Source organism: Vibrio sp. 1401, assembly GCF_033340295.1.
Genome location: NZ_JAWOWF010000159.1, coordinates 1 through 991 on the forward strand (window position 1 = coordinate 1; position 991 = coordinate 991).

1 protein-coding gene is annotated in these 991 nt (G+C 46.8%); it reads left to right on the top strand.

Features of this window, described 5'->3' with window-relative positions; genetic code table 11:
* Window positions 1-41: 41 nt before the first annotated feature.
* The coding region (locus tag R7Z77_RS24255) for a DASS family sodium-coupled anion symporter (RefSeq protein WP_318136916.1) at window positions 42-991 on the top strand (950 nt) is incomplete at its 3' end.

Below are 991 nucleotides of genomic sequence, written 5' to 3' on the forward strand. Positions count from 1 at the left end.
ATAAAAAACCGACAAAAAGGCAATGCAAAAGGAGCACACCCATGACCGCACTCGCTGTGACATTGAAGAATTGGTTCTTCACTCGCAACAGCATGATTTTGAATGCCAACATTCTGCTGTTCATTATCTTGTTTAATACCCTACCCTTTGAACCAAAAGTCGTAACCGGCATCAGCATCTTAGTTTTTGTTGCGATTCTTTGGTTAACAGAAGCGATTCACGTCAGCATTACTGCTTTGCTGATCCCGATGCTTGCCGTCTTCTTGGGCGTGTTTAACACCCAAACAGCACTGAATAACTTCTCGAACTCAATCATCTTCTTGTTCTTGGGTGGCTTCGCTCTCGCCGCTGCGTTGCACAAGCAGAAACTTGACCAAGCACTTGCTGACAAAGTGTTGCTGATTGCTCGTGGTCGAATGTCTGTCGCGGTATTTATGCTGTTCGGTGTGAGCGCAGGTCTTTCAATGTGGATTTCCAACACAGCAACAGCCGCAATGATGCTTCCTTTGGTGTTAGGTGTCATGACGAAACTGGACGCGAAGAAAAACCACAACACATTCTTGTTCGTTCTTCTCGGTATTGCTTACAGCGCCTCTATCGGCGGTATCGCTACGCTAGTTGGTAGCCCGCCAAACGCAATTGCTGCGGCCGAAGTAGGTTTGAACTTCACGGAATGGATGAAGCTAGGTCTGCCAATCTCTTTGATTTTGATGCCAATTGCGATTTTGGTTCTGTACACCATGACCAAGCCAGATTTGAGCCACAAGTTTGAACTTGACCACAAACCTGTTGAGTGGACGAACGGCAAAATGGTCACACTGGCAATCTTCTTACTTACCGTCACTTTGTGGATTTTCAGCAAGCCGATCAACACCATGCTTGGCGGTTTTGCAAAATTCGACACCTTGGTTGCGATTGGTGCCATCTTGCTGCTAGGCGCATCTCGAGCAGTCGAATGGAAGGACATTGAAAAGACAACAGACTGGGGTGT